Source organism: Variovorax guangxiensis (genome assembly GCF_003952165.1).
GTDB lineage: Bacteria > Pseudomonadota > Gammaproteobacteria > Burkholderiales > Burkholderiaceae_C > Variovorax > Variovorax guangxiensis.
On sequence record NZ_RXFT01000021.1, the window covers coordinates 89,260 to 110,431 of the forward strand.

24 protein-coding genes are annotated in these 21,172 nt (G+C 67.5%); 12 read left to right on the top strand and 12 right to left on the bottom strand.

Going from position 1 to position 21,172, the window contains the following annotated elements:
* Window positions 1-70 precede the first annotated feature (70 nt).
* Complete coding sequence (locus tag EJP67_RS31340) at window positions 71-1,222, bottom strand: slipin family protein (protein ID WP_126025611.1); 1,152 nt, start codon at window positions 1,220-1,222, stop codon at window positions 71-73.
* A 720-nt stretch (window positions 1,223-1,942) separates the two neighbouring features.
* On the opposite strand from EJP67_RS31340, the gene rtcR reads away from it, so the two are divergent.
* From rtcR to EJP67_RS31370, 6 genes are all read left to right on the top strand, one after another.
* Window positions 1,943-3,547 (top strand): RNA repair transcriptional activator RtcR, encoded by a 1,605-nt coding sequence (gene rtcR / locus EJP67_RS31345; RefSeq protein ID WP_126025612.1) that lies wholly within the window; start codon window positions 1,943-1,945, stop codon window positions 3,545-3,547.
* Window positions 3,548-3,563: 16 nt separating this feature from the next.
* Entirely contained in the window at window positions 3,564-4,109 is a 546-nt protein-coding gene (locus EJP67_RS31350) for a 2'-5' RNA ligase family protein (RefSeq protein ID WP_126025613.1), read from the top strand.
* A gap of 9 nt (window positions 4,110-4,118) precedes the next feature.
* Window positions 4,119-4,697, top strand: a complete 579-nt coding sequence (locus tag EJP67_RS31355; RefSeq protein WP_126025614.1) for a 3'-5' exonuclease family protein — start codon at window positions 4,119-4,121, stop codon at window positions 4,695-4,697.
* Window positions 4,694-5,554 (top strand): alpha/beta hydrolase, encoded by an 861-nt coding sequence (locus tag EJP67_RS31360; protein ID WP_126025615.1) that lies wholly within the window; start codon window positions 4,694-4,696, stop codon window positions 5,552-5,554. The genes EJP67_RS31355 and EJP67_RS31360 overlap by 4 nt, the downstream gene beginning before the upstream one ends.
* Before the next feature lie 8 nt (window positions 5,555-5,562).
* Window positions 5,563-6,510, top strand: coding sequence for a bifunctional Delta(1)-pyrroline-2-carboxylate/Delta(1)-piperideine-2-carboxylate reductase (gene lhpI / locus EJP67_RS31365; RefSeq protein WP_126025616.1), 948 nt, complete (start codon window positions 5,563-5,565; stop codon window positions 6,508-6,510).
* Window positions 6,511-6,628: 118 nt separating this feature from the next.
* Window positions 6,629-6,859: a hypothetical protein gene (locus tag EJP67_RS31370; protein ID WP_126025617.1), complete on the top strand. Its 231-nt coding sequence runs from the start codon at window positions 6,629-6,631 to the stop codon at window positions 6,857-6,859.
* Between the two features lie 14 nt (window positions 6,860-6,873).
* Here the strand turns inward: EJP67_RS31370 and EJP67_RS31375 are convergent, their stop codons facing one another.
* Together EJP67_RS31375 and EJP67_RS31380 are read right to left on the bottom strand one after the other, a co-directional pair.
* A complete protein-coding gene (locus EJP67_RS31375) occupies window positions 6,874-7,236 on the bottom strand; it encodes a hypothetical protein (protein ID WP_126025618.1) in 363 nt (120 codons plus the stop codon).
* 99 nt (window positions 7,237-7,335) lie between these two features.
* A complete protein-coding gene (locus EJP67_RS31380) occupies window positions 7,336-7,938 on the bottom strand; it encodes a TetR/AcrR family transcriptional regulator (RefSeq protein ID WP_126025619.1) in 603 nt (200 codons plus the stop codon).
* Window positions 7,939-8,040: 102 nt separating this feature from the next.
* On the opposite strand from EJP67_RS31380, the gene EJP67_RS31385 reads away from it, so the two are divergent.
* Entirely contained in the window at window positions 8,041-8,553 is a 513-nt protein-coding gene (locus EJP67_RS31385; protein ID WP_126025620.1) for a DinB family protein, read from the top strand.
* Window positions 8,554-8,593: 40 nt separating this feature from the next.
* On the opposite strand, the gene EJP67_RS31390 is transcribed toward EJP67_RS31385, so the two are convergent.
* Window positions 8,594-9,016, bottom strand: a complete 423-nt coding sequence (locus tag EJP67_RS31390; RefSeq protein ID WP_126025621.1) for a hypothetical protein — start codon at window positions 9,014-9,016, stop codon at window positions 8,594-8,596.
* Window positions 9,017-9,325: 309 nt separating this feature from the next.
* On the opposite strand from EJP67_RS31390, the gene EJP67_RS31395 reads away from it, so the two are divergent.
* The 3 genes from EJP67_RS31395 to EJP67_RS31405 all read left to right on the top strand — a co-directional run bounded on the left by EJP67_RS31395 (window position 9,326) and on the right by EJP67_RS31405 (window position 10,974).
* Window positions 9,326-9,784, top strand: coding sequence for a hypothetical protein (locus EJP67_RS31395; RefSeq protein WP_126025622.1), 459 nt, complete (start codon window positions 9,326-9,328; stop codon window positions 9,782-9,784).
* 129 nt (window positions 9,785-9,913) lie between these two features.
* Window positions 9,914-10,492, top strand: a complete 579-nt coding sequence (locus tag EJP67_RS31400) for a DJ-1/PfpI family protein (protein WP_126025623.1) — start codon at window positions 9,914-9,916, stop codon at window positions 10,490-10,492.
* Between the two features lie 71 nt (window positions 10,493-10,563).
* Window positions 10,564-10,974: a ribbon-helix-helix domain-containing protein gene (locus EJP67_RS31405; protein WP_126025624.1), complete on the top strand. Its 411-nt coding sequence runs from the start codon at window positions 10,564-10,566 to the stop codon at window positions 10,972-10,974.
* 3 nt (window positions 10,975-10,977) lie between these two features.
* Here EJP67_RS31405 and EJP67_RS31410 read toward each other — a convergent pair whose 3' ends face one another.
* The 4 genes from EJP67_RS31410 to EJP67_RS31425 form a co-directional block, all read right to left on the bottom strand.
* Window positions 10,978-11,985: a Bug family tripartite tricarboxylate transporter substrate binding protein gene (locus tag EJP67_RS31410; protein WP_126025625.1), complete on the bottom strand. Its 1,008-nt coding sequence runs from the start codon at window positions 11,983-11,985 to the stop codon at window positions 10,978-10,980.
* 139 nt (window positions 11,986-12,124) lie between these two features.
* Window positions 12,125-13,330: a 3-oxoadipyl-CoA thiolase gene (gene pcaF / locus EJP67_RS31415; RefSeq protein ID WP_126025626.1), complete on the bottom strand. Its 1,206-nt coding sequence runs from the start codon at window positions 13,328-13,330 to the stop codon at window positions 12,125-12,127.
* A gap of 157 nt (window positions 13,331-13,487) precedes the next feature.
* On the bottom strand, window positions 13,488-14,141 hold the full coding sequence (locus tag EJP67_RS31420) for a 3-oxoacid CoA-transferase subunit B (RefSeq protein WP_126025627.1): 654 nt from the start codon (window positions 14,139-14,141) through the stop codon (window positions 13,488-13,490).
* Complete coding sequence (locus EJP67_RS31425; RefSeq protein WP_019656175.1) at window positions 14,138-14,839, bottom strand: 3-oxoacid CoA-transferase subunit A; 702 nt, start codon at window positions 14,837-14,839, stop codon at window positions 14,138-14,140. The genes EJP67_RS31420 and EJP67_RS31425 overlap by 4 nt, the downstream gene beginning before the upstream one ends.
* Window positions 14,840-14,977: 138 nt before the next feature.
* Between EJP67_RS31425 and EJP67_RS31430 the strand changes: the two genes are divergently transcribed.
* The gene (locus tag EJP67_RS31430) at window positions 14,978-15,763 is read left to right on the top strand and encodes an IclR family transcriptional regulator domain-containing protein (RefSeq protein ID WP_126025628.1); all 786 of its coding nucleotides are present in this window, start codon (window positions 14,978-14,980) and stop codon (window positions 15,761-15,763) included.
* Window positions 15,764-15,915: 152 nt separating this feature from the next.
* Window positions 15,916-17,388 carry an esterase-like activity of phytase family protein gene (locus EJP67_RS31435; protein WP_126025629.1) on the top strand — a complete coding sequence of 491 codons (1,473 nt, stop codon included), beginning with the start codon at window positions 15,916-15,918 and terminating at the stop codon, window positions 17,386-17,388.
* Between the two features lie 30 nt (window positions 17,389-17,418).
* On the opposite strand, the gene EJP67_RS31440 is transcribed toward EJP67_RS31435, so the two are convergent.
* The 4 genes from EJP67_RS31440 to EJP67_RS31455 form a co-directional block, all read right to left on the bottom strand.
* Window positions 17,419-18,432, bottom strand: coding sequence for a Bug family tripartite tricarboxylate transporter substrate binding protein (locus EJP67_RS31440; protein WP_126025630.1), 1,014 nt, complete (start codon window positions 18,430-18,432; stop codon window positions 17,419-17,421).
* A 126-nt stretch (window positions 18,433-18,558) separates the two neighbouring features.
* Complete coding sequence (locus EJP67_RS31445) at window positions 18,559-19,566, bottom strand: branched-chain amino acid ABC transporter permease (protein WP_240650840.1); 1,008 nt, start codon at window positions 19,564-19,566, stop codon at window positions 18,559-18,561.
* A 5-nt stretch (window positions 19,567-19,571) separates the two neighbouring features.
* On the bottom strand, window positions 19,572-20,435 hold the full coding sequence (locus EJP67_RS31450) for a branched-chain amino acid ABC transporter permease (RefSeq protein ID WP_126025632.1): 864 nt from the start codon (window positions 20,433-20,435) through the stop codon (window positions 19,572-19,574).
* Window positions 20,428-21,147, bottom strand: coding sequence for an ABC transporter ATP-binding protein (locus tag EJP67_RS31455; protein WP_126025633.1), 720 nt, complete (start codon window positions 21,145-21,147; stop codon window positions 20,428-20,430). The genes EJP67_RS31450 and EJP67_RS31455 overlap by 8 nt, the downstream gene beginning before the upstream one ends.
* Window positions 21,148-21,172 lie beyond the last annotated feature (25 nt).

Consider the following 21,172-nt stretch of genomic DNA (forward strand, 5'->3'; position numbering starts at 1 on the left):
AATATCAACATTTTTGGCAGTGGCGCTCCCTTCTGTGCCTGCGTGCCCGTATCCCTTTTTCCTTCAGAACTCAGGAACCGTTCGGCCGAAGCGTCACCAGTCCGTTGAGCACCTGGTCCAGACCGCCGACCACCGAGATCTTGTCGATCCGCTCGGCCACGCGTTCCAGCGTTTCAAGTTCCTTCATCCGCAACGCGACGGGGTTGCCCTCCATCACCTTGGCGGTGTTCAGCAGCGAGCGCGTGGCCGCGGTTTCCTCGCGGCGACGGATCACGTTGGCCTGGGCCGACTTCTCGGCCTCCACCACCTGCGCAAGGATGGTCTTCATCTCACCCGGCAGGATGATGTCCTTCACGCCCACGCTTTCCAGCACGACTCCCGAGCCTTCCAGCCGCTCGCGCACCTGCGCCAGCACGGTCTGGTCGATGGCTGCCTTGTTCTCCAGCAGCGCGTCGAGCGTCTGCTCGCCGACCGCGGCACGCAGACCGAACTGCAGCTCGCGATACACGTGCTCCGCCGGCTTGGGCATCTGCGCCAGGGCCTGCCGCACGTCGAGGAAACGCCATACCGCCGACAGGTTCAGCCGCAGCCCCACCTTGTCGCGGGTCAGGATCTCCTGGCCGCTCACTTCGGCGATCTGCGAACGCAGGTCCACGGAGGTCACCGACACCTGACGGTTGAAGCGCCAGAAACCGTGGTTTCCAGGCGGCAGCAAGGCCTGCATCTGCCCTTCGAGCGTCAGCACACCGGCATGGAACTCTGGCACCTGCACCAGCAGTACGCCCTCGAGCCCCTGCACCGCGCGCGGACGCAGGGCCACGCTCTGCAGCTTTGCCAGCAACTCGGCCGGCAGACGCGCATCGGCGGAAACATCGATCACGTCGATGCGCTGCTCGCGCAGCCCGCGCCAGTAGAGCTTGCGGGTGGAGGGCGGCAGGATCTGCACAAGCACGCCCTCCTCATGACGCAGGCCGACCTGGGTTTCGCCCAGCGACACCTGCACGAACTCGCGTTCGACCAGCTCCGGCTCGCGTGCCAGGAAGTAGTCGGCCAGTTCGTGCTCGAACACCGGCTCGGCGAGCGAGAAGCGTTGCAGCTGGACGGTGTCGAAGCCCGCGAACACGCGGTGCTTTCCCGGTCCGAGCAGTCGCTCGAAGTCGCCGTTGCGCAGCAGCAGTGCGCGTTCGTTCTTCTTGATGGTGTATTGGTTGAAGCCCAGCATTCTTTTTCTCCTCTTTGTTCGGTTCGACTGTTCGTTTCGTTCTCGTCGGCCAGTCGTCATTCATCCATTCATTCAATCCAGGCCCTCGAAAGGGCAGGCGGCGGACACTGCGGCGGTCAAGGCCTGTCATGCGGCGGTCGCGCGGTTCGGTAGGCGCCTCCCGTCGTTGCATCGCAACGCCCTCACCTCCTTTGCCGTCGATGGCTGCACGCAGTTCCTTGCCACGCACGCGGTGCGCAAGCCGCCTGCGCTTGGCACTGTGTCGCGCGCCGCAAGGCTTTGAGGGCCTTGCGCCGTCGCTCCGGTGTGCCGGGGCGGGGGGCTTTCGCCCCATCAGATGGCGGTGCGAGCACCGCCAGGGTTTTTCGCGGGAATCGAACCCACAACGCCGTGCGGTTGGCACGGTGCTCAACCATGAGCAGAACTGAAACAAGTTCAGTTGCCAGCCAGTTCAACAGCGGCATACCGCGAGCCCAAGACAGGATCTGGCCTGCGGCACCGGGCCGCTTTCACGCGGCACCTGCGAGCGGATGAACTGCATCCGACGGGTTGTCTATTGCACCCAGCGTGCCAGGCGACGGCGAAAGAGGCAAAAAAGCGTTCGAAACTCACGCAAGCCATTGATATGAATAGACAAATTCTTCTTTATCGACCGGTGCGCGCCATATTCGATCTGCTAGCATTCAACTAATTTCTATAAATTTAGCTAAATCTTTATTCATGAAGCCAATCGTCGTCATCGGCTTCCTCGGCACCCAGCTCGACGCCGGCCAGGGCGCGGGCCGCTGGAACAAGTGGCGCCCCACCGTCTCGCTCGCTCAGCACGAGGACATGGTCGTCTCGCGCATGGAGTTGCTCTACACGCTGCGGCACAAGGCGCTGGCCGAGGTGGTGAAGGCCGACATCGCCGCCGTCTCGCCCGAGACCACGGTCAACCTCGTGCCGCTCGACCTGGCGGACCCCTGGGACTTCGGCGAGGTCTACACGCGCCTTTACGACTGGGCGCGCGGCTACAGCTTCGACACCGAGCGCGAGCAGTACTGGACGCACATCACCACCGGCACGCACGTCGCGCAGATCTGCATGTTCCTGCTGTCCGAATCTCGCGTGGTTCCAGGCGTGCTGGCGCAGACATCGCCGCCGAAGAAGCAGCGCGAGGGCGAAGCCGGCAAGTGCACGCTGATCGACCTCGACCTGTCTCGCTATGACGTGATCGCGCGGCGCTTCGACGCGGAGCAGCGCGACGCGGTCGCCTTCCTGAAGAGCGGCATCGCCACGCGCAACGCGCGATTCAACGCGCTGATCGACGAGATCGAGCGCGTGGCGGTGCGCTCGCGCGCGCCCATCCTGCTGGTGGGGCCGACGGGCGCGGGCAAGTCCTTCCTGGCGCGGCGCATGTTCGAGTTGAAGCAGTCGCGCCACCAGATGACGGGGCCTTTCGTCGAAGTGAACTGCGCGACGCTGCGTGGCGACGGCGCGGCCTCCACGCTCTTCGGCCACAAGAAGGGCTCCTTCACGGGCGCCGCCGCCGACCGCGCTGGCCTGCTGCGCACCGCGCACCAGGGCGCCCTTTTCCTCGACGAGATCGGCGAGCTCGGCCTCGACGAGCAGGCGATGCTGCTGAAGGCCATCGAGGAGAAGCGCTTCTTCCCCGTGGGTGCCGACAAGGAAGTGGAAAGCGACTTCCAGCTGATCGCCGGCACCAACCGCGACCTGCGCAGCGACGTGGCCGAGGGACGCTTTCGCGAAGACCTGTTCGCGCGCATCAACCTCTGGACCTACGACCTGCCCGGCCTCGCGCAGCGGCCGGAGGACATCGAGCCCAACGTCGACCATCTGCTGGCCCTCCACGCCGCCGAGAACAACCGCGTGGTGCGCTTCAACGCCGAGGCGCGCGCCGCCTACCTGCGCTTCGCGCAGAGCGGCGAGGCGATCTGGAGCGGCAACTTCCGCGACCTGTCTGCCAGCGTGACACGGCTGGCCACGCTGGCCGACGGCGGACGCATTCCGGTCGCGCTGGTGGAAGCCGAGATCGCGCGGCTGCGCTGGCTGTGGAAGCACGCGGGCGCAATGCCGGCCGCTGGCGAAGGCGTGGACCTCGACACCCTGATCGGCAAGGAACGCAGCGCCGCACTCGATCTCTTCGATCGCCTGCAGCTCGAAGCGGTAGTGCGCGTCTGCCGTCAGTCACGCAGCCTGTCGGATGCGGGCCGCCAGCTCTTCCAGGCTTCGCGCGCGCAGCGCAGCGTGGTGAACGACGCCGACCGGCTGCGCAAGTACCTTGCCAAGCACGGCCTGGAATGGGGCCGGATCGCGAACGCCTGAGCTATCCTCCGCCGCCATGGCCATCTCCGCATTCGCCGTGAAGGTTCCCGCCGCCGAGCCCATGGTGGGCGATCTGCGCCGCCTCTACGACGCCACCGTGACCCTCGGAGTGCCTGCACACATCACGGTGCTCGTTCCTTTCATGGACCCGGCGCGAATCACGCCCGAAGTCCTGGAGCGTGCGAGGCTGGCCTTGAATCGGACGACTTCGTTTTCCTTCACGCTGAACAGGGTCGGGCGTTTTCCGGAAACCGCGTACCTCGCGCCGGAGCCTGCGGCACCTTTCATCGAAATGACGCGAGCGCTCGTGGAAGCGTTTCCCGACTTTCCTCCGTATGGCGGCGAGCACGACAGCATCGTTGCGCATCTGTCGGTTGCGCATGGCAGTGCACCCGATGCAGATGCTGCGGCGGTCGAACTGCAGGCCCGGCTTGCCGCGTCGGGAGCCGTGCATGCGAGTTGCACGGAAGTCGCGCTGATCGAGAACTCGACGGGCAACTGGCGGGACATGCACGTCTTTCATCTGCAGCGTGCAATCCAGCCAATACCCTCCATCCGATAAGAACAACACATGTCAGAAATCTACATAAGCACAGACGTCGAATCCGACGGTCCCATCCCCGGCCCGAACTCGATGCTCAGCTTCGGCTCGGCCGCCTACACGGCCGACAAGCAACTCGTTTCCACCTTCAGCGCCAACCTTCACGCGCTGCCCGGCGCGCAAGCCGATCCGAAGACCGCCGCATGGTGGAAGACCCAGCCCGAGGCCTGGGCCGCATGCCGCACCGATCTTCAGGACCCCGCCCACGCCATGAAGAACTACGTGGGCTGGCTCAAGGGCCTGAAAGCGCGGCCGGTGTTCGTCGCCTATCCGGCGGGCTTCGACTTCCTCTTCGTCTACTGGTATTTGATGCGATTCGCGGGCGAGAGCCCGTTCAGCCATTCGGCGCTCGACGTCAAGTCGTTCGCAATGGCGATGCTCAAGCTCGACTACCGCGACAGCACCAAGCGCGCCATGCCGCGCCGCTGGTTCGACGCCGGCCTGCCGCACACGCACGTGGCGCTAGACGACGCCATCGAGCAGGGTGCGCTCTTCTGCAACATGCTCGCGGAGAACCGCGCGGCGTCCGCGGGCGGGCAGCCTTCATGAAGGGCGGCGCGCTGCGTCGGTGGTTCGGAAGGCTGGCGCTGTGCACGCTGCCGCTCATGCTGGGCGGCTGCGTGCAGTCGATGTTCTATTACCCGGACAGCGTGCGCTACGAGACCCCCGAGGCTCTCGGCATGCGCTACGAGAACGTGCAGTTCGCCAGCGCCGACGGCACACGCCTGAGCGGCTGGTTCCTGCCCGCCGAGAACCGGCAGAACCCGAAGGAGGCCAAGGGCACGGTGGTGCACTTCCACGGCAACGCGCAGAACATGAGCACGCACTGGCGCTTCGTGGCCTGGCTGCCGAAGCGGGACTACAACGTGTTCGTGTTCGACTACCGCGGCTACGGCCAGTCGGAAGGCAAGCCCGAGCCCAAGGGCGTCTTCGAGGATTCGAACGCCGCACTGAACTACGTGCGCTCGCGCAAGGACGTGGACCCCGAGCGGCTCTTCGTCTTCGGCCAGAGCCTGGGCGGCACCAACGCGATCGCGGTGGTGGGCTCGGGCAACCGCGCGGGCGTGAAGGCCGCGGCCATCGAGTCGACCTTCTATTCCTACTCGTCGATCGCCAACGAGAAGCTCAGCGGCGCCGGCCTGCTGGTGAGCGACGAGTACGCGGCCTCGAAATATGTGGCGGCCATATCGCCCATTCCGCTGCTGCTGATCCACGGCACGGCCGACCAGGTGATTCCGCCCTCGCACTCCAAGCGGCTGCTGGCCGACGCGCGCGAGCCCAAGCGGCTGATCGAGGCGCCGGGCGCCGCGCATCTCGAACCGATGACGGCCCTGCGCTATGGCGCGGCCTACCGCAAGGCGCTGACCGAGTTCTTCGAGTCGGCACTGCACCCACTTCAGCAATGACGACGGCCATGAAGCATTTCGACGAAGCCGCCACTCGTGCCCCGCTGGGCTTCGACCGCCTGGTTCCTGCCCTGCGCGCGGCCTTCGCGGCGGGCGCCCAGGTGCCGCCGCGCCACGTGCACGCCATCGACACCACAGCCGGCGCCAGCGGCAAGGGCACCGTGCTCATCATGCCGGCATGGAGCGACGCGGGCTTCCTCGGCATCAAGACGATCAACATCTTCCCCGGCAACAGCGAGCGCGGACTGCCCGGCCTGCATGCGACCTACGTGCTGTACGACGCGCGCACCGGCGTGCCGCTGGCGATGATGGACGGCAACGAGATCACCGCGCGCCGCACGGCCGCAGCCTCGGCGCTGGGCGCGTCGTTCCTGGCGCGCGCCGATGCGCGCCGGCTGCTGGTGCTGGGCACCGGCCGCATCGCACGCATGCTGCCCGCCGCGCATGCGAGCGTGCGGCCCATCGACGAATTGTGGGTGTGGAACCACCGGCCGGAAGGCGCGCAAGCGCTGGCCGCCCAATGGCGCGCCGAGGGCTGGAACGCGCGGGCGGCAACGGATCTGGAAGCCGCCGTGCGTCAGGCCGACATCGTGAGCTGCGCCACGCTGGCCACCTCGCCGCTGGTGCGCGGCGAGTGGCTGGCACCGGGCTCGCACCTGGACCTGATCGGCAGCTTCACGCCCGCGATGCGCGAAGCCGACGCCCGGTGCTTCGACGGCGCCCTGACCTGGGTCGACACCGAGGAGGCGCTGCAGAAATCCGGTGACCTGCTCGACGCGATGGCCGCCGGCACGCTGCGCGCGGAGGAGGTGCAGGGCACGCTGGCGATGCTGTGCCGCGGGGAGCACCCTGGCCGCACGAACGATGCCGGGCGCACCGTGTTCAAGGCTGTCGGCAGCGCGCTGGAAGACCTGGCCGCTGCCACGCTCGTGTGGCAATCAGGCGACGTCATCTAATACTTATGGCTTGTTTTCCGCTGTGTTTTCCTACATCCGGATACGTCTTGTAGCCAATAGCGCACGCAGCGCATCGCGAGTACCGTGCTCCTCACGCCATCGAATCGGGGGGCACGACATGCTGAGCACCGAACACAAAGCCAACATCCTGCGCAAGGCCGGATACACCGTGCCCGCAGGTCCGGGAAACCCCAACAGCCCCTACCAGACGGCCCAGTGCTGGGCGAAAGCGATCGACACGCTCTACGTGACGTACGCCGCCAGCCGCGCAGCCAAGAGCCTGCGCGACGCGGAAGAGGCCCGGATGCTGGCGCTGCTGCAGCTGCGCTCGGCCAAGGCCTGGGCCTGACGGCCCGTGCAGCCTCAGGGCTTCTTCTGCTTTTCGGGCGCGTCGCCGCTGCCGCCGCGCGAGAGCTGGCCCGCCTTCATGGCCTCGCGGTTCGCCGCACGGCGCTTGGCCGCGGCGGCCCGGCGCTCTTCCCTTGACATCTTCAGTGCGGTCGTCGCGCGCACCTCGCCCTCCTGCATCTGCGGCCCACGGGCGGCGGCTGCGCCATCCGCGCGGCGCTCCTCGCGAGCCTCGGCGCGCTCCGCCCGGGTGGTGGGCGCCACGGGCCGCGCCTTGCCCTGAGCCGGATCGGCTTCGCCGGAAGACTGGGCGGACGCCACCTGCACGACCATCATCTGAGCCAGGGCCAGGCAAGCCGGCACGAGCATTTTTTTCATTGCGATGACCTTTCAGCACCCGCGACGGCACGGGGCCGGGGCATTGTGGTCAGGGTCCGGGGCGGTGTCCACACCGGCAACCCGCATGCCGATGGAGCTTTAGTCCGTGCGCTGGCGGTCGGCCAAATAGGCGAACAGCAGCCTGAGGAGTTCGGTCCTCATCGCCGGAGCATCCAGGTCGCCGCGGCGCGCCGCCGCGTGGACTGCGCCTTCGACCGCGGACGAGAGCATGCGGGCTGCGATGTCGGCATCGGCGTCGCCTCCCGGCCCACCGCTTTCAACGACGAGTGCCCGGTAGCGGCGCTGGTATTCGGCCTCGAACTCGGGGTAGGTCGAGCGCGCGGCGAGCGGCACCTCGTCGACGAGCACGCGGTGCAGCGCCTGGTCGACCGAATGGGCGGCGATGACCCCGTCGACGAAGCGCTCCACGCGGCGCGAAAGCGGAGCCGAAGCGTCGACATCCGCATCGGAACCGTTCAGCGCCGCCAGCACCTCGTCGAGGTGACGCTGCCGTATCGCCTCGGCGATGGCCAGCTTGTCCGGGAAGTACTGGTAGAGCGAGCCGACGCTGACGCCAGCCACCGCCGCGATCTCGTTGGTGGTGAACCGCGCCCATCCGCGGCGCGCCAGAACGCGAGTTGCGGCCTCGACGATGGCGTCCACCGTGACGCGCGAACGCTGCTGCCGGGGCGCTTTGCGCATGGTCCTGCGCTGTGGGGGAATGCGAGTACCCAAGTTCGAGGCTCCACTCAAGAATGGGAGCGCACGCCAGGCGTGCGTTCAACTGTCCGAAGGGAGATTGTGATGAGTACGCAGACGCTTCTGGCCTCGCTGTTCCGCTACAAGGCCTGGGCCGACGAGGGCCTGCTGGCGGCCCTGGCCGATCTGGCGGCCAACGGCCCGGCCGACGAGTACCGCGCGGCCGCGCGCGTGTTCAACCACGGCTTCATCGTCGACCGCATCTTCGTCGCCAACGTGCAGCGCAAGGCACACGGCCACACCGCGACCGGCGCGCCCGAGCCGCCGCCGCTGGAAACGCTGGGCGAGGCGGTGCGGGAAACCGATCGCTGGTACATCGACTACGTGGCGCGCCTGAGCCCGCGCGAGCTGGAGGAAGGCATCGAGTTCACCTTCACCGACGGCGCGCCGGGCCGGATGTCGCGCGAGGAAATGCTGGCCCACGTGGCGACTCACGCGGGCTATCACCGTGGAGAAGTCGGCCGGATACTGACCCGGCTCACGGGCTCGTCGCCGCCGGACACCTTCACCGGCTTCCTTCATCGGGCCGAACCCGCTCGTCGCGAGCGCAACGCATAGCGGCGGCGTCTCCCGTCTTCGGGGGCCACGGCCCGCCGGCTTACTTGCCTTGTGCCGATTGCAGCACCGGGTTCTGCATGGTCGAGATGACCTTGCTGTTGACACGCGAGCCGCTGGTCACGTTCTGGTCGGGCGCCGCGGCGGTGGCCATGGCTTCCTGGTAGACCTGCGCCGGGTCGCGGCTGGAGGTGAACGGGTCCGCGCCGCGCGAGCCGCGCGTCACGTTCTGGTTGGGCGCGTGGGCGGTCTCGACGGCCTGCTTGTACATGGCTTCGGCATCGGCCGTGGACGTGAACGGATCGGCGCCGCGCGAACCGCGCGTGACGTTCTGGTCCTTGGCGTGGGCGGCGGCGACGGCTTCGGCTTCGACGGCTTCGCGCGTGCGCTGCTGGGCCTGGGCGGGCACGGAAGCGATGGCGAGCAGGGCGAGCGCGGCAGCGAGGGCGATCTGGGAGGTCTTCATGGTTCGGTCTTTTCTGTGAGTTGTCTGTCGGTCCGTAAGAGGCTTGCCCGGGGATACGGGAAAACCCTGAACGAGGCTATTCAGCGCAAAAGGCAGATCCGTGACGCCCCCGCCCCGAGCACCAGCTCTCGCGCGCGCCCTGCAGCCTCTGCGAACTTCTGTTAACTGACGCGGCCCGGTCCGCCCGTTTCCTGCGCCGCGAACGCACTTCGGGCTTGCGCGCGGGCCATCGCTTCTGAGACAGTCGCCCGGGCCACACCCGGACCGCCCCCTGTCTCCATCGGAAAGAACGAAGGGAAAACCGCAACCATGGGAATGTTCGACTTCCTGAAGAAGAAACCCGCCATGCCCGCGACGCTCGAGGAAGGCATGGCCTCGCAGGCCAAGGACTTCGTCGGCGCCTTCTCGCAGCCCGGCGCGCCCATCGACGGCTCCCGGCTCGACTACACGGCCCCCTCGCTGGCGCTTGTCGACCGCGTGCTCGACGACTTCTTCAAGCAGCAGGCGCCGCTGCCGGACGATCTGCACTTCCTCGCATCGGCCTACGTCTTCGAGGTCGCGCGCCGCGAGTTCGGCGGGCGCTATTTGCGCGGCGACGAGGACAACCCCTTCGTGCTCGTCATCGGCGAGGGCGAATCGCAGGTCGGCGTGTGCGTGATGGGCAAGGTGCGCGGACGGGCCACCAACGGCCCCGAGGACGACCTGGGCTTCTTCTACGCCGGCATCGCGCCCACGGTGGCACGCGGCGTGCGCGCGACCATCATCTGAAGCCACGGCGCCGGCCGCGGTCACAGCCGGCTGCTACCCGCCGCGCCCTGCTCCTTCGAATAATCCGGAAACGGCCCGCGCCCGGTGCGCCGGGCCGCATTCCAACCTCATCCGAAGGAGACAAGAGACATGGCGCGCAAGATCCTGATGCTCTGCGGCGACTACGCCGAAGACTACGAAACCATGGTGCCTTTCCAGGCCCTGCTGGCCGTGGGCCACACGGTGCATGCGGTGGCGCCGGACAAGAAGGCCGGCGACTGGGTCCACACCGCCATCCACGATTTCGAGGGTGCCCAGACCTACAGCGAGAAGCCCGGCCACCGCTTCACGCTGAACGCCAACTTCGCCGACGTCCGCCCCGAGGCCTACGACGCGCTGGTCATTCCGGGCGGCCGCGCGCCGGAGTACCTACGCATGAACACCCGCGTGGTCGAGATCGCTCGGCACTTCCTGGCCGCCGACAAGCCGCTGGCGGCGGTGTGCCACGGCGCCCAGCTGCTCGCGGCCACGGGCCTGCTCAAGGGCCGCAAGGTGTCGGCCTATCCGGCCTGCCAGGTGGAGGTGGAACTTGCGGGCGCCGAGTACATGGGCATCCCGGTCGACCAGGCCGTGACCGACCGCAACCTGGTCACCGCGCCCGCATGGCCGGCGCATCCGGCGTGGCTCTCGCAGTTCCTCGTGGTGCTGGGCACGCGCATCGAGCATTGAACTCCCGGCGGGCGGCGCGGCGCTACAGTGCGGCGTCGCCCACCTTCCTTCAAGCAAAGGAGACAGCCACCATGTGCGAAGTCTTCATCAGTGCCGATCCGCAGAGCTATGACGCGCGCACGCGCTCGGTGCGGCTGCACGGCGTCGTCACCAGCATCCGGCTCGAGAACCTGTTCTGGCAGGTATTGGAAGAGATCGCGCGGCGCGACGGCATGGTCGTGGTGCAACTCATCGAGCGGCTCTACGACGAGCTGGTGGCCGCGCGCGGCGAAGTCGGCAACTTCGCCTCGTTCCTTCGGGTGAGCGCCCTGCGCTACGAGGCGCTGCTGGCGCAGGGGCGCATTCCCGCCGACAACTCGGTGGCGATCCGCTCGCTCGACGCGAAGGCGGTGCTGCACGAGCTGCCCGAGGGCTGGGGCAGCCCTCTGCCTGAACAGGCGCGCGTGCACACGCTGCACGTGGCAGCGCGGCGCCAGGCCTAGCGATCAGTCCAGCGAGACGTTCGCCTTGCGGATCACGTCGGTGAAGCGCTTCGTCTCGCTCGCCACGAACTCGTCGAACTGCGGGCGCGTGGTCGGGAAGGGCTCGTAGCCGAAGCTCTTGAACTTCTCCAGCACGTCGGGCTCGGCCAGCCCCTTCTCGATGTCGCGCTTGATCTTCTCGGTGACCGATGCGGGCAGGCCCTTCGGCACGGCGATGGCGTTCCAGCCGATGACCTCGAAGCCCTTCGGGCCGCCCGATTCGCCGACCGTCGGCACGTCGGGGAAGGCCGCCACGCGCTGGGGCGCGGCAGCGGCCAGGAAGCGCAGCTTGTTCGCGCGCTGCAGCGGGCCGGCGGTGGCGCTGCTGCCCAGCGCGAAGGCCAGCTCGCCGGTGGCGACCGAGGTGTAGAGCTGCGTGGTCTCCTTGTAGACGATGTGCTCCATCTGCGTGCCGGTGGCCGACTCGAAGAGCTCCGAGCCCAGGTGCACCGGGTTGCCGACCGACCAGGAGCCGTAGTCGAGCTTGCCGGGGTTGGCCTTGGCGTCGGCGATCAGGTCGCCGATGGTCTTGTACTTGCTGTTGGTGGCGACGGTGAAGAAGAAGTAGGTCTTGAACAGCGGCAGCAGCGCGTCGAAGTCCTTGGCGGTGTCGTAGGGCAGCTTCTTGAAGAGCGCCGGGTACGCGGCAAGGTGCACGTTGTCGAGCACGATGATGTCGTGGCCGTCCTTCGCGCCGCGCTTGAAGGCGTCGATGGCGATGAAGCCGTTTCCACCGGGGCGATTCTCGACCACCACCGGCTGGCCCCACGCGCGCGAGAGCTTGTCGGCCACCAGCCGCGCCACGCCGTCGGGTCCGCCGCCCACCGGGAACGGCGTGATGATGCGCACCGGCTTGGTGGGAAAGGCCTGCTGTGCGAGGGCCGTTGTGGGCAGCAGCGCCGCTGCGGCCAGTGCGAGCGTTGCAAGGCCAGCGCCGCGGCGCGTTGTCTTCCTGGTCGACGTGTCGTTCATCCTCTGATCCTTCTCTTTCATCCTCTTCGGTTAAAAAAATGCCATCGGGCCGCTGTTGCCGCGGCTGCCGATGGCCTTGTCTTCTTGCTTCTCTGGTTTTTTTCGTTGCGTGGCCGCCCGATCGGCGGCGCTGTTGTCGTCAGACGCGCTCGAGGATCACCGCGATGCCCTGACCCACGCCGATGCACATGGTGCAAAGCGCATAGCGGCCGCCGCCCTTGTGCAGCTGGTTGACCGCGGTGGTGGCAAGGCGCGCGCCGCTGGCGCCCAGCGGGTGGCCCAGCGCGATGGCGCCGCCGTTGATGTTGACGCGCGCGTCGTCGTCCTTCAGGCCCAGCAGGCGCAGCACGGCTAGGCCCTGCGCGGCGAAGGCTTCGTTGAGTTCGATCACGTCGATCTGCTCGAGCTTCAGGCCGGTGAGCGCCAGCACCTTCTGCGTGGCGGGCGCGGGGCCGATGCCCATCACGCGCGGCGCGACGCCGGCGGTGGCCATGCCGACCACGCGGGCGCGCGGCGTGAGGCCGTGCTTCGCGGCGCTGGCTTCGTCGGCCAGCAGCAGCGCGCAGGCGCCGTCGTTCACGCCGCTGGCATTGCCGGCGGTGACGGTGCCGTCGGGACGCACCACGCCCTTGAGCTTGGCCAACGACTCGAGGCTGGTTTCGCGCGGATGCTCGTCCTTGTTGACGATGATCGCGTCGCCCTTCTTCTGCGGCACGGTCACGGGCACGATCTCGGCGTCGAAGAAGCCCGACTTCTGCGAGGCCACGGCGCGCAACTGCGAGTTGAGCGCCATCAGGTCCTGCGCCTCGCGCTCGATCTTGTAGTCGGTGGCCACGTTCTCCGCCGTCTCGGGCATGGAGTCGACGCCGTACTGCGCCTTCATGAGCTTGTTGACGAAGCGCCAGCCGATGGTGGTGTCGTACACCGCGTTGTTGCGGCTGAAGGCGCTCTCGGCCTTGGGCATGACGAAGGGCGCGCGGCTCATGCTTTCCACGCCGCCGGCGATCATGAGGCCCGCTTCACCGGCGCGGATGGCGCGTGCCGCGGTGCCCACGGCGTCGAGGCCCGAGCCGCACAGGCGGTTGATGGTGGCGCCGCCGAGTTCGATCGGCAGGCCCGCCAGCAGCGCCGACATGCGCGCGACGTTGCGGTTGTCCTCGCCGGCCTGGTTGGCGCAGCCGTAGAGCACGTCGCTCACGGCCTGCCAGTCGACGTTCTTGTTGCGCTCCATCAGCGCCTTCAGCGGCACGGCGCCGAGGTCGTCGGTGCGCACGCTGCTGAGCGAGCCGCCGTAGCGGCCGAAGGGAGTGCGAACGGCGTCGCAGATGAAGGCTTGGTTGGTCATGGATGTCTCTGTTTGAGGAAAGTTGAATTCGGGTACCGAACGCAGAGGGCGCGAAGGTTACGCGAAGGTCGCAGAAGGAAAACCATAAAAGGCTTTCATGGTCTTCTCTGCGACTTCTGCGTAGTTTTTGTCTTCCTTCTGCGTTCGGCTGTCCGCCTTAAGCGGCGATGGGCAGACCCACGAGCTTCTCGAGCTCCTCGCGGCTCAGGCCGTCGACCAGGTCGACGAGCTTCAGGCCCTGCGGGGTGCATTCGAGCGTGGCGAGGTCGGAGTAGACGCGCTTGACGCAGCCGATGCCGGTCAGCGGATAGGTGCATTCCTTGACCAGCTTGCTCACGCCCTGCTTGGTGAGCAGGTCCATCATGACCCAGGTCTGCTTGGCGCCGATGGCGAGGTCCATCGCGCCGCCGACGGCGGGAATGGCGTCCTTCTCGCCGGTGTGCCAGTTGGCGAGATCGCCGGTGGCCGACACCTGGAACGCGCCGAGCACGCAGATGTCGAGGTGGCCGCCGCGCATCATCGCGAAGCTGTCGGAGTGGTGGAAGAAGGAGCCGCCCGGCAGCAGCGTGACGGGCTGCTTGCCGGCGTTGATGAGGTCGTAGTCTTCCTCGCCGGCCTCGGGCGCGGGGCCCATGCCGAGGATGCCGTTCTCGCTCTGCAGGATGACTTCGCGGCCCTTGGGCAGGTGGTTGGCCACCAGCGTGGGCTGGCCGATGCCCAGGTTGACGACGGCGCCGTCGAAGATGTCCTGCGCCACGCGGGCGGCGAGCTGGTCCTTGGTGCGGCGGGTGTAGTTCGTGCTCATGGTCATGCTGCCTTCTTGAAGCCGCCGGCCTGGGTGGCGACGCGTTCGATGCGCACCACCTGGTGCACGAAGATGCCCGGGGTGACGATGGTTTCGGGGTCGAGGGTGCCGAGCTCGGCGATGTCGTGCACGGTGGCGATGGTCTTCTTCGCGGCCATGGCCATCACCGGGCCGAAGTTGCGTGCCGCCTTGCGGTAGACCAGGTTGCCCCAGCGGTCGCCGCGCTCGGCCTTGATGAGCGCCACGTCGCCGTGGATGGGGTACTCGAGCACGTACTGCTTGCCGTCGATCTCGCGGGTCTCGCGGTTGCCCGCCAGCTGCGTGCCGTAGCCGGTGGGGCAGAAGAAGGCGCCGATGCCGGCGCCGGCGGCGCGGATGCGCTCGGCAAGGTTGCCCTGGGGCACGAGTTCGAGCTCGATCTTGCCGCTGCGGTAGAGCCCGTCGAACACCTGGCTGTCGGCCTGGCGCGGGAAGCTGCAGATGATCTTGCGCACGCGGCCGGCCTTCAGCAGCGCCGCGAGGCCGGTTTCGCCGTTGCCGGCGTTGTTGTTGACGACGGTGAGATCCTTGGCGCCCTGCTCGACGAGGCCGTCGATGAGTTCGTTGGGAATGCCGGCGGTGCCGAAACCGCCGATGAGAACCGTGGCGCCGTCGGGGATGCCAGCCAGGGCATCGGCGACCGAGCGCGCGATCTTGTTGATCATGAAGCCTGTCTCCGGGAGTGAAGAAAGAGAACGAAGAAAAGAACCTGCCTGAACGCTCCGGCCGATTCTGCGAATTGCCGATTTGTTCGTCTAAAGAACATTTGTTCGTATAATGAATTCTAGAGAGGAAGACGAACCATGGCAACCCACCCGTCACAACCCGAAACACCGGCCCCCGGCGACAGCTACGTGCAGTCCTTCGCGCGGGGCCTGCAGGTGATCCGCTCGTTCAGCGCCAATGCACCGCACCAGACGCTCAGCGAGGTGGCCGCCGGCAGCGGGCTGACGCGCGCGGGCGCGCGGCGCATCCTGCTCACGCTGCAGACGCTGGGCTACGTGGTGACCGACGGCAAGCTCTTCACGCTCACTCCGCGCATCCTCGACCTGGGCTTCGCGTATCTGTCCTCGATGCCGATCTGGAACCGCGCCGAGCCGGTGATGGAAGCGCTGGTGCAGCAGGTGCAGGAGTCGTGCTCGGCCGCCGTGCTCGACGCGACGGACATCGTCTACGTGCTGCGCGTGCCGACCAAGAAGATCATGCACATCAACCTGGGCGTGGGCTCGCGCCTGCCGGCCTACTGCACCTCGCTGGGCCGGCTGCTGCTGGCCGACCTCGACGACGACGAGGTGCGCGCGCGGCTCGAGGCCTCGAACATCGAGGCGCTGACCAAGCACACGCTGACCGACATCGACGCGCTCATGGCCAAGGTCGCGCAGGCGCGCAAGCAGCAGTGGTGCCTGGTGAACCAGGAACTCGAGGAAGGCCTCATCTCGGTGGCCGCACCTGTGGTCGACAGGCAGGGCCGCATGGTGGCCGCACTCAACATCAGCGGCCAGGCGAACCGCACCAGCGCGAAGGCGATGCAGGAGACCATGCTTCCCGCGCTGCGCGAAGCGGCGGACCGGGTCTCGCGGATGCTCTGAGCGAGGCCGACCCGCACTGGACAGGACCGAACGACGCAAAACGAACGACGGGAAGCGAACGACGGAGAGCGAAAGCCGAAAGGACATTCACGGACAGGTCACATCGACTTCCTAGATTGCACCCCTCACAACAACACCGGAGGGGCCCGATCATGTCCAGTCGCTTCATCTCGCTCAGCCTGCCGCGCCATATCGCAATCGCGGCCATCGCATCCGCAGTCCTCGCCGCATGCGGGGGTGGCGGCAGCGGAAGCGGCATCGTCCTTCCGCCCGTGGCGGGGACACCCGCTCCTTCGCCTGCTCCGGCGCCCGCCCCGGCCCCTGCTCCCCAGCCGTCGCCGGATCCTTCCGCGGGACTGCCGCACAAGCTCACCGGCTGGGCCTCGCTGCCCGCGTCGTTCCGCCAGCCCGGCCCGACCACGGGCCAGTTCATCACCGCCGCGCTCGGCGTAACGCCGCCCTTCGTCGACGGCCAGCCGCTTCCAGGTTTCTCGGCACTGCTGAAGAACGACGACGGCACCTGGACCGCCATGCCCGACAACGGCTACGGCAGCAAGAGCAACTCCGGCGACTTCGTGGTCGGCTTCTACAACGTCAGCATCGACTTCCGCACCGCATCCAACGGCACGACGGTGCCCGGCACCGTGAAGGTCAACAGCCATGTCGCCTTCAACGATGCAAAGGGTTTCCTGAAGGACGGCAAGGGCGTCGACCTGAAGATCACTGCCGACTTCGCCAACTACCAGACGGTCTCGGGCAACAACCTCGTCGACAGCGGCAAGCCGGTGGATCCGCGCATCGTCAGCGGCCGCCTGCTGACGGGCTTCGATCTCGACGTGGAGTCGATCGCCCGCGCGAAGGACGGCACATACTTCGTGGGCGAGGAATTCGGCCCCTACATCCTGCACTTCGACAAGGACGGCACGCTGATGGGCGACCCGGTGCCGCATCCCTTCCTGCGCAGCCCGTCCAACCCGCTGGTGATGAACGAAGGCGCCACGGTGACTTCGCTTTCGAGCCGCGGCTTCGAGAGCCTGGCCTTCAACGCCGACAAGACCCGCCTCTACGCGGTGCCCGAGGCAGCGCCTTCGCTGGCCGCGCTGCGCCCGGTGGCCGATGACGAGCGTTACCTGAACTTCTTCGAGTTCGATCCCGCCTCGATGCTCTACACCGGCAAGAACCCGGTCTACAGGAAGGACGGCCCCGCCAAGGACAACCAGATCGTCATCGGCGACATGACCAACATCGGCGGCAACAGGTTCGTGCTGATCGAGCGCGACAGCCTCTACGGCTCGAAGGCCGTGGTCAAGCGCCTCTACATGGTCGACCTCGACGTGAAGGACGCCGACGGCGTGCTGAAGAAGACGCTGCTGGTCGACCTGCTGAACATCTCCGACCCGGACGACATCGGCGGCCCGCTGGCCAACGTCGCGAACGGCAAGTTCAGCATGCCCTTCGACTCGGTCGAGAGCGTCGAGGTGGTGGACGACTACACGCTCGCCGTCGCCATCGACACCAACTTCCCGACCGAGGACGGCCGCGTGCCCGGCAAGCCGGACGACACCGAGATCATCACGATCCGCTTCGAGCAGCCGCTGTTCAAGCGCGCCGCGTCGAAGACCTGAAGACGAGCCCTGCGTGGAGTCCGGAGGGCATCAGCCCTCCGAGTGGATGCCCTTCATGATGATCACGCCGCCCAGGCGCGTGGTGTCGGCGCGCATGCGCTTGGCCAGCGTGTCGGGCGAACCGGGCTGGGCCTGCCAGCCGGTCTTCAGCAGCGCCTGGCTCACGTCGGGCGAGCTGATGACTTCGACCAGCGCTGCGTTGAGCTTGGCGACGGCCGCGGGCTTCATGCTCGCGGGCGCGGCCAGCGCGGTCCAGATTTCCAGGTCGGCGCCGCGCACGTCGGCGTCGCGGATGGTGGGCAGCTCGCCCGCCAGCGGGCTGCGCTCGGGCGAGGTCACGCCGATGGCCTTGATCTTTCCCGATTTGATGTGCGGCAGCGCGAGGCCCGGTGGCAGCAGCGCCAGCTGGATCTCGTTGGCCAGCAGCCCCGCGATGACCTGCGGATTGCCGGTGTAGGGCTTGTGCTGCGCGGTGATGGCCGCGCGGCTCTTGATGAGCTCCATGCCCAGGTGGCCCACCGTGCCCACGCCCGGCGTGCCGTACTTGCCGCCGCTGCCGAGGTTGCGCACCCACAGCAGTTGCTCGGCCGATGTCTTGCCCGTGGCGCTGCCCGACACCGCCAGCACCAGCGGCGCGGTGCCGATCAGGCCGACCGGCGCGAAGTCTTTCTCGGGGTCGAAGGTCAGCGCGGGGTTGAGCAGCTTCGCGATGGTCAGGTTGCCGTTGATCAGCGCTCCGACGGTGTGATCGTCGGTGGCCTTCGCCACCTGGTCGGCCACGGTGTTGCCGCTGGCGCCGGGCTTGTTCTCGACGATCACCGGCTGGCGCAGGATCTTCGACAGCGGCTCCGCGATGGCGCGCGCCGCGAGGTCGGGCGATGCGCCGGCGGGAAAGCCCACGAGGATGTGAAGGGGCTTGGTCGGCCAGGAAGCCTCGCCGGCGCTGTTGTTGCGTTGCTGCTGAGCCCACGAAGTCTTCGCAAGCAGCGAAGCGGCAATGGCTGCCGCGCCGCCTTCGAGCAGGCGGCGTTTGGTGATCGTCAAGATGACTCCAGGAGAGTGAGAAGAACGGGAACGTGCTTACATTGTGTTTACACAACGTTACAGGACGACGATGTTTTTCGCAAGTCCGAAGTGCCTTCCCGTCAGGGACTCTCGTGTGGGAAAGTACTAGCGCACCGCCGATGTGCCAAGCAGTTTTCGCTGCGTGGGGAACAGCGACCAGCCCCAGCGCTGCTGCGCATATCCCCACAGCCCCTGCTTGAAGAACAGCGTGACGAGGATCGCGAGCAGCCCGAGCCCCAGCAGGTACCAGGTGCCGTAGTCGCTCAGGAACTTGTTCAGCGCCCAGAAGATGAGCGCCCCCACCAGCGGCCCCTCGATGCGCCCGATGCCGCCGATCACCACCATGAAGATGGCGAAGGCCGTCCAGTTGACGCTGAATGCCGCATCAGGGCTGATGCGCAGGTTGCCCACGAAGTACAGCGCGCCCGCGAGCCCCGCGCCGAAGGCCGCGACCACGTACACCGCGAGCTTCATGCGCGCCACAGGTATGCCCTGCGACTCCGCGGCCACTTCGTTGTCGCGTATCGCCAGCAGCGCCAGCCCGCGCTTGCTGCGCAGGAACAGGTACACCAGCGCAACCGCCGCGACCACGCAGGCCAGCGCCATCCAGTAGGTCGTGCTCTCGCGCATCGCCTTGTCGATGCCGCGCAACGCGGTCAGCGTGGTGCCCGAGCCGCCGCCCACCGCCGACGCGTTGGCGAAGCTCAGCCTGAACACCTCCGCGATGACCCAGGTGCCGATGGCGAAGTAGCCGCCCGAGAGCCGGAACGCGACGAAGGACACCGGCACCGCCACCAACCCCGCCGCCAGCGCCCCCAGCGGGATCGCCACGAAGGGATTCACGCCCGCGAAATTGCCCAGCATCAGCATCACGTAGCCGCCGAAGCCGAAGAAGGCCTGCTGCCCGATGCTCACCATGCCGCCGTAGCCGGCGAGCAGGTTCCACATCATCGCGAAGATGAAGTAGCAGGCGATCTCGACGAACTCGCGCATCCAGCTCGACTCGCCCCACAGGGGCAGGCTGGCCGCGACGAGAACGATGGCGATGCCGGCGATCAGCGCCGCGCGGCTCGCGGCCGTCGCACGTTCGACCGCGACGATGGGAGGAGGCATGTTCGTCATCCGCGCGTCTTTGGAAAGAGTCCCTGCGGCCGCAGCACCAGCACGGCGAGGAACACGATGTGTCCGAACCAGATGCCCCAGCCCGGGTCGAGCCTGAAGCCGATCTGCTGCGTGATGCCCAGGATCATCGCGCCCGCCAGCGTGCCCCAGAAGGAGCCCATGCCGCCGATGATCACCGCCTCGAAGGCGAAGAGCAGCAGCAGCGGCCCGTCCGAAGGCGACACCGTGGTGCGCATGCCCTGCAGCGCACCGGCGATGGCGATGAGCACGAAGGCGATGGCGGTCGCGAGCGCGTAGACCTTCTTCGCGTTCAGCCCCATGAGCTCCGCGATCTCGCGGTCGTCCGACACCGCGCGGAACGAACGCCCCAGCGCCGTGCGCGCGAAGAGCCATTGCAGCGCGCCCGTCGCTGTCAGCGCCACGGCCAGCACGACGAGCGGCAGCACGCCCACCGACATCGCCTCGCCCAGCGCGACGCCCTGCGTGCTGAGGCCGCCGGTCTCGATCGCGCGCGGGTCGGCCGAGAACAGCTCCAGAAGCAGGTTCTGGATCACGATCGACAGGCCGAAGGTGACGACCAGCGAGGGAAGCGGATCCTTTCCGAGCGTGCCGTTAAGCACGTAGCGCTGCAGCAGGTAGCCGAAGCCGAAGGCCACCGGCAGCACCGCGAGCGCGACCAGCCATGGAGCCTCGCCGCCCGTCAGCGACATGCCCGCGATCACCGCGAACGCGCCGAGGATGATGAAGTCGCCCTGCGCCGTGTTGGTGAGCCGCATCACGCCGAACATCAGCGACTGCCCCAGCGCGAAGAGCGTGTAGAGGCCGCCGAGCAGCACGCCCTGGACAAAGGTCTCAAGCATGGGCCGCCTCCGCGATGCCGAAGTAGGCCTGCGAGATCTGCTCGCGCGTGAGGTCGGCGGAACGGCCTTCGAGCGATACGCGGCCTTCCTGGAAGCAGTAGACGCGCTGCGAGACCTGCCGCGCCATGGTCACGTCCTGCTCGACGATGACGACGGTCATGCCTTCCGCGGTGATGGCCGGCATCGCCGCATAGATCTCGCGGATGACGATGGGCGCGAGGCCCAGCGAGAGTTCGTCGCACAGCAGCACCTCGGGATTGCTCATCAGCGCGCGGCCGAGCGCGACCATCTGCTGCTGCCCGCCCGAAAGCGAAGTGCCCGGCTGGTTGCGCTTCTCGGCGAGGATGGGAAAGAGCGCGTACAGCCGCTGCAGGTTCCACGGCCCCTTGCGCGATGGCGTGGCACCCATCAGCAGGTTCTCCTCGACGCTGAGGCTCGGAAAGAGCCTGCGGCCCTCGGGAACCATGGCGAGCCCGCGGCGCACGATGTCGCCCGGCGGCAGGCCGCCGATGGGCTCGCCCTTGAAGCGGATCGCATCACGCGGCGCGCGCACCAGGCCCGTGAGGCTCTTGAGGAAGGTCGACTTGCCCGCGCCGTTGGCGCCGATGATGGCGACGAGCTCGCCGCGCTCCAGGGAAAAGTCGATGCCGAAGAGGGCCTGGGCGTCGCCGTAGAAGGCCTTGAGGGCGTGGGTCGTGAGCAGCGTGTTCATGGTCTTTGCTCCCGCGGTGTTTGCT